We start from the raw sequence: 10,264 nt of genomic DNA on the forward strand, positions 1-10,264 counted from the left end.
TAGAAATTTGTGTAATGCTTTTTAACACAGACACGGAGATTAATGACCGACTCGCTAGGTTTCACTAGCTACTTCTATTCAATTATACAGGTAAAATTACCTCTATCTAATTATATAGATAAATTTCTTTCTGTAAAATTCTCAATGAAAACTATTGAATCAAGAGAACATCCCATTGTTAATCTAATTAAGGATGTCTCTTCACTCATTTCTTAAAATTGCCGACGGGAAAAAATAAAGCTAGAAATCGTCAACAATAATACAATATAAATGATGCCATAAACGGCATCAATCAATAACTCTGAACTACTAGGAAGAATGCCATAAACGGCTGTATTCTTGAGATTAAATCTCTCCAGATTTGGGACAACTAAATAGATACTTTCTGTTAAGGCAGTGATACTAGGATTTTGACTCAATTTTGCTAATTCTAGTAAATCGCTACTCAGATGTCCAATAATATAAATACCAAAGCTGAGTAAGGTAGCTAAAATTGAACTGGTAAACACCCCAAAGGTTATAGCAACTGCCGTTAAAACCGCTAATTCTAAGAGTAAATAAACTTGCGAAACTAATAAACTAACAGGAGAAAAGGTAATATTAGCCCAAGTTAATGCTCCAAAATAAAGCACAGTCATAATAGCAATTACAACCGCTAAGACCCCACATAAACCTAGATGTTTACCGATGATTAATTCGCTGCGACTAATGGGTTTAGGAATTAAAATCAAAACTGTTCTTTTTTCAATTTCTTTATTAATTAAAGCCGTTCCCACAAAAATAGCAACGATCGCCCCTAAAAAAGAAGTCAGTCCTAAACCAACATCAAGGAAAATTTTACCATCTGCTCCCACTGAAATTTCAGGAAGTAAGCGCAAAGATAGGGCTAAAACAACGGCAAAAAATCCAATCACATAGAGAATGCGATCGCGGATAACTTCTCGAAATCCATTACTAGCAATGATCCAGATTCTGATTAAATTCATTGTTTTTACAATATCTTTCTTACTGCTGTTAACTTTCTTATTATTCCCCAGTATCCCCTGACTGTTATCATAAGCTTACAAGAAATTGATAACCCTTTAGCAATAATTGTCATGAAAAGATACAAAATAAAGCCCTGGATCATTTTACCCATTTTAAGTTTAATTACAGCTATTTGTTTAGTAGGATGGCAAACTCAGGGATAATAGGCTAAAACGCATTTTAAGTGCGTTTTAGCAAGGCAAAAGTCAAAAGGCAAAAGGCAAAAGAGAAGTCAATTATAGTTTTTTTATCCATTTCACTTATTCCTTGTTCATTTTTCATTGTTGAAATTGATCAACTAAATTTATAAATTTTTCATACTAATTAATAGAGAGATAAAAATGAATCTAAAACCTTGTCTTAGTCAAATTTTTGTTTATCCTATTAAATCTTTAGATGGGTTATCTCTGTCTCAAGGAAGTCTTCTTAAAAGTGGTGCGTTAAAATATGATAGACAATGGGCAATTTTTGATAAGAATCAGAGATTGATTAATGGCAAAAGTAATAACCAAATTTATCAGCTAAGAGCAACTTATAATGATACCTTGACTCAAGTAACCTTAAGTGATGAGAAAAATAATTTTAAAAATACTTTTAATTTACAAGGAGAAATAAAAGAGCTAGAAGTATTTTTAAGTGAGTATTTTGGGCGTTTCGTTACTTTAAAAGAAAACCTAAAAACTGGGTTTCCTGATGATCCTAGAGCGTCAGGTCCAACTATTATTAGTCAAGGAACTTTAGAAATGATTGCTCAATGGTTTCCCGATCTTACAGTAGAAGAAATAAGAAGAAGATTTCGAGCTAACTTAGAAATCAACGGAGTTCCCGCTTTTTGGGAAGATAAATTATTTGCAAAGAAATGGCAAAAGGTTGACTTTCGTATTGGGGATGTGGATTTTCAAGGAATCAAGCCCTGTCAAAGATGTATTGTTCCTACGAAAGATTCTTATACAGGAGAAAAAACGAATAACTTTCAACAACAATTTATCAATAAAAGAAAAGAAACCTTACCTTCTTGGGTTAATCCTAGTCAGTTTAATCATTTTTATCGTGTTAGTGTCAATACAAAAGTGACCAACTTAACACAAGAAACTCCCATAAAAGTTGGAGATAAACTTGAAATAATGGATAATTAAAAATGGATAATTGATAATTAAACATTGTGGTCTTTTCCTTTCAACTAGAAAAAAAATGCTGTCATACCAAAGCTAGGGCTGGAACTTGGTCAACGCCTCATGGAATCGTAGAAACCCCTAGATTTATGCCTGTAGGAACCCTCGCAACGGTAAAAGGGTTAACTCCAGCGCAACTCGAAACCACCGGCGCACAAATGATTTTAGCCAATACCTATCACCTCCATTTACAACCAGGGGAACCTATTGTCGAAGCAGTCGGAGGACTTCATCAGTTCATGGGGTGGAATGGACCGATGTTGACTGATTCTGGAGGTTTTCAAGTATTCAGTCTTAGTGAACTGCGAAAAGTTCGAGAAATCGGTGTTACGTTTCGTTCTCCCAGGGATGGCCGCATTATTGAGTTAACCCCTGAACGGTCCATCCATATCCAAAATGCTTTGGGTGCGGATGTAATTATGGCCTTTGATGAATGTCCCCCAGGAAACGCTGATTATGACACGGTAGCCGCAGCAACAGATCGGACGTATCGCTGGTTAGAAAGGTGTATTAAAGCCCATCAAAGACCCCACGATCAAGCGTTATTTGGTATTGTTCAAGGGGGGATTTATCCTAAGTTGCGATCGGATGCAGTTTCAGCTTTAATTCCTTTAGATTTGCCAGGTTACGCTATCGGTGGGGTAAGTGTGGGAGAAGAACCTGCGTTAGTACGGGATATCGTTAAATTGACCACTCCCTTACTTCCTGAGTCTAAACCTCGTTATTTGATGGGAGTAGGGACTTATAAAGAAATGGTGATGGCCATCGCCTCTGGGATTGATTTATTTGATTGTGTCATTCCTACTCGTTTTGGTCGTCATGGGACGGCATTGGTGGCAGGGGAAAGATGGAACTTGAAGAATGCTCAATTTCGGGAAGATTTTACCCCTTTAGACCCTGAATGCCCTTGTTATACCTGTCAAACGTTTTCGAGGGCCTATTTGAATCATTTAGTGCGATCGCAGGAAATGCTCGGTTATATTCTTCTATCGTTGCACAATGTGACGGAATTGGTCAGGTTTACGCAACGTATCCGAGAAAGCATTTTAAGGGATAATTTTACCCAGGAGTTTGCTACTTGGTTGAAAGAAGATTCTCCTTAATTTTTGTTATTAATTATGTTTGAAGAAAACGGCGAACTTTCCCTAAAGCGATGTAGGAGTCTCCCTTTGCTGTTTCTTTAATTCCATCCACGACAAACAGTATTCCTTCTTGGCGAATACTGCGAGGAAAACGAACATTAAAATCGGGATTATAACCGTCAGAAACGACCCTTGCTCTGAGTTTTTTTCCCTCTTGTACACATTGAATTAATACCCCATCTCCTACGGTATCAGTGGTTTCTAAATCAGCTAAAGTTAAGGAGGATTTAACCGCCTTTAAGTTTTGGGGTTTTTCATAAGTTTGCCTTGGTTGTCTTTCTTCTCCAGGTTTAACTAATCGTCGGATATTGCCTGAGACTCGATAAAATGATTGATTAGCGGATAAGGTAATTTCATCGACAATATAAGTTACTCCTTCCTCTCGAATGCTACGGGGAAACTGGACATTTAAGTTAGGATCATAACCCTCAGAAATAACCTTGATTCGTAATTTTCCACCGACTCTTATACATTGTAATAAAATACCATTACCAGAATCTGAAATAGCTTCTAAACTATCAGCATTTCCTGCTGTTGTTCCTCTCAATTGTAAATCGTTTCGGCTTCGATTGCGAGTTTGATAGGATTGATCCCGCATTTCTTTGCGAATTGAACGGTTAAAATAACCCTGGTTTAATTGTTGAGAATAATATTCTAATTGACTGATTTCTTCAGCTATTTCAAAAAATTCGATTAAGGCTTTTTCTTTTAATCCTTCGATAATCTCTTGTAATTTTTTGGAAGCTTCTTGATATTTTCCCTGATCAGCTAATTGAATAGCCTCATCTTTCACTTGTGCAATCCGAAACTGACTGGTTTTTTCGATAACTTCTGGATTAGGTTGTAAATTTTTGGATGCTTCTTCGTCGTCAACTGCAATCGTAATAGGAATCTCACCGTCTAAGGTTTTAATACTATCATTAATTACAGTATCATAACGATAAGAAAGGGTTAGAATTTCAGATTTACCAATTTTCTTCTGCGGTTCAATAGATAATGATAGTGCTAAAGGTTTATTTTCAGTGTGATATACGTCCCCTAAAATAACTTCAGTTTTTTCTTTTTTGATTGTTGTGGAATAATTGTTTAAAACTTCTTTTATGGTTACGTTTTTTTGCGGATGTAAAGTAACTATTAAATTTTGAGTAACTAAGGATAATAAACTTTCCATTTCAATGTGAAAAACATCAGCAGAATCATCTGGGGATTGAATAAAATAAAAGTTACCACCAGCAGCATCTGCCATTCCTATTAATAAGTCTTCGTTAAAATTACTGCCAAAGCCCAAAGTAGTAGTAACAATACCTTGTTGAGCTTTTTCTGCTGCCGTTTTCAGCAAAATTTCTGGTTTTCTTTCCCCAATATTAGCTAAACCATCTGTTAATAATAAAACTCGATTTAATTTATCAGTAGATAAGTGAGATTTCACTTGAGAACATCCCAGCAACCAACCACCACTTAAATTAGTACATCCTCTAGCCCGTATTTTTTTTATTTTAGCTTTTATTTCTTGTTTATTAGTGACAGCTTGATGAGGAACAATTACCTCAGCTACATCATCATAAATAATGACGGACAAAAGGTCATCAGGTGAGAGAAAATCGACTAATTTTTCTGTGGCTTGGATGGCATTACTCAAGGCGTAACCAGCCATCGATCCTGAACGATCTAAAACAACGCTAAGATTAAGAGGACGACGGGGTACAAGTTCAACAGAGCTTTCTGGTTTAAAGTTAACCAGTAGGTCTACAGTTGTAGGTGTTTGTATAGGTATTAAAGACTGACTTAGGGTGTAGCTAACTTTCATCTAAACTGTTTCTATATTCTTATTTACTTTCTTAGAATACCCCGATTACTTCTGAAATTACAGTTTGTCTTTGATACGGTTAAATAACTCATGGGGTATCCCATGATCTTCAATGTAGATATGATTATATTTATCTTCTATCGTTTGCCAATCAAACGTATATCAACTGAAAAACTTGGGCAAACTTTTCGGTAACTTTTTGTCTGATTTCTTCTAGGGTGATTTCAGGTAAAAACTGCTGTAAAGTACCAACAGGTTTATCTTCAATACCACAAGGAATAATCTTATCAAACCCTTTGAGATCAGGGCAAATATTGATAGAAAACCCGTGCATAGTAACCCAACGTTTAACTTTAATACCAATGGCTGCTACTTTATAATTATTAACCCAAACCCCTGTTAATCCTGGAATTCTTTTTCCTGGAAGTTTATAATCGTTTAACACTTCAATGATAACCGCTTCAAGCTGCCTTAAATACCAGTGTAAATCCTGTTGATGATAACGTAAATTAAGAATAGGATAACCGACTAATTGACCTGGACAATGATGGGTTACTTCTCCTCCTCTTTCTGTACGATAAACTGGGATAGAACTGTGTTCAGGATCAAATTTAATAAACTTAATATGAGACCCTGTTCCTAATGTATAAACGGGAGGATGTTCTAATAATAATAGGGTATCCTCCAGGTTAGGATTCTCTAAACGTTGGTTAACCAGCGATCGCTGCATCTCCCAAGCGGTATGATAAGGTATTATTCCTAAATTTTGCAGTATACACTGTCTATGTTGCAATAAAGGTGAACTTGACATGATCAATAACAAAGTTTTAAGACAAAATGTTTAAGAAATATGAAGAGATACTAAGGAAAATAAAAAGAAGACAAAGACCGATGTTTAGAGCAATACAAAGTGTTAGTCTAAAAGTATACAGAGTTTATCTTGGAGAAAAGGATTGAAAGAAACTCCACCCAAAAACAGATTTTTCTCGCCAATTCTTCCCTGAAACCAGTAATGAATCCTGTAGGGTAAAGATTGGGAAATAAGATCATAGTAAAAATGATCGATTCAGTAGGGAGAGAAATAAGAATATTTAAGCTAGTGTTAAACTCTCGCCCTTCTATCATTAGAATATCTTAATCGAGGGGACATTAAGAAATAAATTAACCCCCGTTGAGATAATTAAAAAGAGGTCAAGGAATTTTATGAATAAACAAAGATATCCAACTCCATTGTTATTGAATTAATTCAATGATAGAGATTTATATATCTCATTAATAAGGATAAGAAATATCCTCATTTTTCTCTTTTAATTCTACAACAATGACACAAAAAATGGAGTATTAAGTATGAAGCTTTTAATTCAAGGCAATAATATTGATGTAACCGAATCGATTAATGATTACGTCACACAAAAATTAGAAAAAGCAGTGAAACATTATCAAACTTTCACAACAAAAGTTGATGTTCATTTATCCGTAGCCAAGAATGCACGAATTACCGATAAGCATAAGGCAGAAGTGACAGTTTATGCTAATGGGACAGTGATTCGCGCCCAAGAAGGTAGTGAAAACCTCTATGCAAGTATTGACTTAGTTTCTGATAAAATTGCCCGTCAGCTTCGTAAATATAAAGAGAAAATCAATAATCATAAACCTCAGTCATCTGTCAAGAGTCCCGATGTTCTTCCTGAGACAGAAGTGAAAGAAGATTTGATCGGCGATCGCGAAGTTGAGTTACCGCCAGAAGTGATCAGAATGAAATATTTTGCTATGCCTCCTATGTCTATTGAAGAAGCAAAACATCAACTCGAATTAGTGGATCATGACTTTTATATGTTTCGCAATCAAGACACCGATGAAATTAACGTCATCTATATGAGAAATCATGGTGGTTTTGGTGTTATACAACCTCGTGAAACTCATGAAAATAATAACACAAGTGCTTAATGACTAACAGACTTTTCAGTGGGACTTAGCGTAAATATTTTTGGGGAATGAAGTCATTGATTCCCCTTTTTTGCTCATTAAACCTTATCACTATCTATTGTTTGGCTACCTGTTGCTTAAGACTAAAATATTTGCTTTCAAAACTAAAAAAAAGATGAGAGACAAATACCCTGATTAACTATCAATTATTAATGATTTCTTCTCTAAAATGTTAAGATATATTATGAACCGCATCATTAACCCAACTTATGAGTGAACAACCATTACGCATTTGCATTGTCGGGGGAGGGTTTGGGGGACTATACACTGCTTTACGTCTTACCCAGTTCCCTTGGGAGGGGGATCAAACGCCTGAAATCATCTTAATTGATAAAAGCGATCGCTTTTTATTTACCCCTCTTCTTTATGAATTAATTACCGAGGAGATGCAAACTTGGGAAATTGCCCCACCTTATGAAGAACTCTTGGCAGGCACAGCTATTCGTTTCCATCAAGGATGTGTTACTAACATTGATATTGAAAACCAACAATTACAATTAGATAATCATCATAGCTTACATTACGATCGCTTAGTGTTAGCAATGGGTGGTAAAACTCCCTTAGATAATTTTAGTGGAGTTAAAGATTATGCCATTCCTTTTCGCACGTTAGAAGATGCTTATCGCATCAAAGAAAGATTACGATTATTAGAGGAAAAAGAAGCAGAAAAAATCCGTATTGCCATCGTTGGTGGGGGGTATAGTGGAGTTGAGTTAGGATGCAAATTAGCGGATCGCTTAGGAGATAAAGGACGTATCAGATTAGTGGAAAGAGGAGAAAAAATCTTAAGTAGTTCTCCTGAATTTAATCAAGAAGTTGCTCAAACAGCTTTAGAATCGAGACGAGTATTTATCGATTTAGAAACAGAAGTTACTCAAGTTACTTCTGATAGTATTTCTTTAGCTTACAAAGGAAAAATTGATACAATTCCTGTCGATTTGGTATTGTGGACTGTGGGAACTCAAGTTATAGACATGGTTAAAGAGTTACCGCTAGAAAAAACATCTAAAGAACTCTTAAAGATAAACTCCCATCTACAAGTAATCGATCATCCTGAAATTTTTGCAGTTGGTGATTTAGCTGCTTGTTACGATGAATCAAAAAACTTAATTCCTGCAACCGCGCAAACTGCTTTTCAACAATCTGATTATTGTGCTTGGAATCTTTGGGCTTCTATAACCCATCGTCCTCTATTACCTTTTGCTTATCAACCTTTAGGAGAAATGATGGCTTTAGGAGTAGATAATGCAACTTTATCAGGGTTAGGCGTTAATTTAGATGGCCCATTTGGTTATATGGCCAGACGATTAATTTATCTATATCGTTTACCTACTCTAAAACATCAAATCAATGTAGGAATTAATTGGATTACTAAACCATTAACTGAATTTTTTTCATAGCTATTACCAAAGAAAATAAAATATTAGAGATTTATGAAACAACCTAAAGTTATTTTTTTTGATGCTGTTGGTACATTATTTGGCGTTAAGGGATCTGTCGGAGAAGTCTATAGCTATCTTGCTTCACAAGTGGGTATAAAATGTGATCCACAGACATTAGAAACCTCATTTTTTAAGCAGTTTAAAAAAGCGGAACCTTTAGCTTTTCCTGGGGTTGAGATCATGGCTATTCCAGACTTAGAATATGAATGGTGGTATCGAGTGGCTTATGATACTTATAAAGAAGCTGAAGTTATCGATCAATTTAAAGATTTTGCTGGCTTTTTTCGTCAACTTTATAATTATTTTGCCACCCCTCATCCTTGGTTTCTCTATAAAGATGTTTTTCCTGCTTTACAACATTGGCAAAAACAAGGTATTCCCTTGGGAATTATCTCAAATTTCGATAGCAGAATTTATGAGGTACTGGATATTTTTGGGTTAACCAATTTTTTTCAAACTATCACAATTTCTTCTACAACAGGAATAGCTAAACCTGATCCTAATATTTTTATTGAAGCGTTAAAAAAACATCAATGTAAGCCGGAAGAAGCTTGGCATATTGGAGATAGCAAAAAAGAAGATTATGAAGGGGCAAAGTCTGCTGGACTTAATCCTTTTTTGTTAGAAAGAAATAATGATCAAATTCAATCAAAGTTTATTGTTAATTCTATGGAAAGGTTGATTAACTGAAAATTATTCACTAATGCTAAAGATACAATTCTTGTGTTAGTTGAAAAACTTCTTGATCTAGTGATTGCTTTATACATGAATAAACATGAGTTTCATAGAAAAATTATATAGTTATCAATAGATTTAGTTCATGACCATTAAAATATATATTAACATGGAATTTGAAATTTACTAATATTGTAAGTTCGCTAATTGTTCGACTTGACTCCATAATATTAAGAAAGTATATTAATTTTTATGAATATTAAATCTATCTCTCATGAACCTATTGAAGGTACTGATAATGTTTTAACTACTGTTATTATTAATCAAGTTTCCTCTCAATGTATTTTAGCTAGATTAATGATTGATTTATTGGGAAAACCTGGAATTGATAATGATATGGAAATGATGGGAACTGGTGATACTTGGACAATCATCTGGACTCAACCTATAGCTATGATAGAAAAGACTCAAGGATTAATTGTAAAAGCTATTAATTAAACAAATGAAACCGATTTTAACATCACTTATTATCTTTACTTCATTATTAACTGTTAGGGAATCTGTTGTTAGTCAAACTAACTTTAAGGAACAGATTTTAACTGCTCATAATCAATATCGCCAACAAGTTAATATTACTTCTTTAAGTTGGTCTGATCAATTAGCGAATGATGCTCAAACTTGGTCTAATCATTTAGCTAGTTTAGGAGGTAATCAATTACAACATGATCCTAACATAAAAAGACAAGGAGAAAATCTCTGGTTAGGTACGTCAAACCGCTTTACTTATAAGCAAATGGTTGACTATTGGGGACAAGAAAAGCAATATTTGAATTCAACACAATTTAACCTCGAAACTGTTAGTTCTACAGGAAATTGGTCTGATGTTGCTCATTATACTCAAATGGTTTGGAAGAATACTAAACAAGTAGGATGTGCTGTCTCAACGGCAGGAAATAATGATATTTTAGTCTGTCGTTATAGTCCTCCAGGGAATATTACTGGTCAACGAATTTA

Annotated in this window: 10 protein-coding genes; 7 read left to right on the forward strand and 3 right to left on the reverse strand. The window is 34.7% G+C overall.

Annotated elements, in window-relative coordinates; all coding sequences use genetic code 11:
* Positions 1–212: 212 nt before the first annotated feature.
* Positions 213–986, reverse strand: coding sequence for an ABC transporter permease (locus tag CY0110_RS13430; RefSeq protein ID WP_008275989.1), 774 nt, complete (start codon positions 984–986; stop codon positions 213–215).
* 381 nt (positions 987–1,367) lie between these two features.
* Here CY0110_RS13430 and CY0110_RS13435 point away from each other — a divergent pair, with 381 nt between their 5' ends.
* Both CY0110_RS13435 and tgt read left to right on the forward strand, forming a co-directional pair.
* Positions 1,368–2,162 carry an MOSC domain-containing protein gene (locus CY0110_RS13435; protein ID WP_008275991.1) on the forward strand — a complete coding sequence of 265 codons (795 nt, stop codon included), beginning with the start codon at positions 1,368–1,370 and terminating at the stop codon, positions 2,160–2,162.
* Positions 2,163–2,188: 26 nt separating this feature from the next.
* The gene (gene tgt / locus CY0110_RS13440; protein WP_008275992.1) at positions 2,189–3,301 is read left to right on the forward strand and encodes a tRNA guanosine(34) transglycosylase Tgt; all 1,113 of its coding nucleotides are present in this window, start codon (positions 2,189–2,191) and stop codon (positions 3,299–3,301) included.
* A gap of 13 nt (positions 3,302–3,314) precedes the next feature.
* Here tgt and CY0110_RS13445 read toward each other — a convergent pair whose 3' ends face one another.
* Together CY0110_RS13445 and lipB are read right to left on the reverse strand one after the other, a co-directional pair.
* Positions 3,315–5,147 carry a vWA domain-containing protein gene (locus CY0110_RS13445; RefSeq protein WP_008275993.1) on the reverse strand — a complete coding sequence of 611 codons (1,833 nt, stop codon included), beginning with the start codon at positions 5,145–5,147 and terminating at the stop codon, positions 3,315–3,317.
* A gap of 151 nt (positions 5,148–5,298) precedes the next feature.
* A complete protein-coding gene (gene lipB / locus CY0110_RS13450) occupies positions 5,299–5,958 on the reverse strand; it encodes a lipoyl(octanoyl) transferase LipB (RefSeq protein ID WP_035799380.1) in 660 nt (219 codons plus the stop codon).
* Positions 5,959–6,494: 536 nt separating this feature from the next.
* On the opposite strand from lipB, the gene hpf reads away from it, so the two are divergent.
* The 5 genes from hpf to CY0110_RS13475 all read left to right on the forward strand — a co-directional run.
* Positions 6,495–7,094 (forward strand): ribosome hibernation-promoting factor, HPF/YfiA family, encoded by a 600-nt coding sequence (gene hpf, locus CY0110_RS13455; RefSeq protein ID WP_008275995.1) that lies wholly within the window; start codon positions 6,495–6,497, stop codon positions 7,092–7,094.
* Between the two features lie 248 nt (positions 7,095–7,342).
* The gene (locus CY0110_RS13460) at positions 7,343–8,533 is read left to right on the forward strand and encodes an NAD(P)/FAD-dependent oxidoreductase (RefSeq protein WP_008275996.1); all 1,191 of its coding nucleotides are present in this window, start codon (positions 7,343–7,345) and stop codon (positions 8,531–8,533) included.
* A gap of 33 nt (positions 8,534–8,566) precedes the next feature.
* On the forward strand, positions 8,567–9,265 hold the full coding sequence (locus CY0110_RS13465; protein ID WP_008275997.1) for an HAD-IA family hydrolase: 699 nt from the start codon (positions 8,567–8,569) through the stop codon (positions 9,263–9,265).
* A 237-nt stretch (positions 9,266–9,502) separates the two neighbouring features.
* Entirely contained in the window at positions 9,503–9,748 is a 246-nt protein-coding gene (locus tag CY0110_RS13470) for a hypothetical protein (protein WP_008275998.1), read from the forward strand.
* Positions 9,749–9,752: 4 nt separating this feature from the next.
* Positions 9,753–10,264: CAP family protein (locus CY0110_RS13475; protein ID WP_008275999.1), on the forward strand; the 512-nt coding region annotated here is incomplete at its 3' end.

Source organism: Crocosphaera chwakensis CCY0110, from assembly GCF_000169335.1.
Classification (GTDB): domain Bacteria; phylum Cyanobacteriota; class Cyanobacteriia; order Cyanobacteriales; family Microcystaceae; genus Crocosphaera; species Crocosphaera chwakensis.

Coding starts and splice junctions, on each gene's coding strand:
- CY0110_RS13430 (WP_008275989.1), bottom strand. CDS start 986: ATGAATTTAATCAGAATCTGGATCATTGCTAGTAATGGATTTCGAGAA.
- CY0110_RS13435 (WP_008275991.1), top strand. CDS start 1,368: ATGAATCTAAAACCTTGTCTTAGTCAAATTTTTGTTTATCCTATTAAA.
- CY0110_RS13445 (WP_008275993.1), bottom strand. CDS start 5,147: ATGAAAGTTAGCTACACCCTAAGTCAGTCTTTAATACCTATACAAACA.
- lipB (WP_035799380.1), bottom strand. CDS start 5,958: ATGTCAAGTTCACCTTTATTGCAACATAGACAGTGTATACTGCAAAAT.
- hpf (WP_008275995.1), top strand. CDS start 6,495: ATGAAGCTTTTAATTCAAGGCAATAATATTGATGTAACCGAATCGATT.
- CY0110_RS13460 (WP_008275996.1), top strand. CDS start 7,343: ATGAGTGAACAACCATTACGCATTTGCATTGTCGGGGGAGGGTTTGGG.
- CY0110_RS13465 (WP_008275997.1), top strand. CDS start 8,567: ATGAAACAACCTAAAGTTATTTTTTTTGATGCTGTTGGTACATTATTT.
- CY0110_RS13470 (WP_008275998.1), top strand. CDS start 9,503: ATGAATATTAAATCTATCTCTCATGAACCTATTGAAGGTACTGATAAT.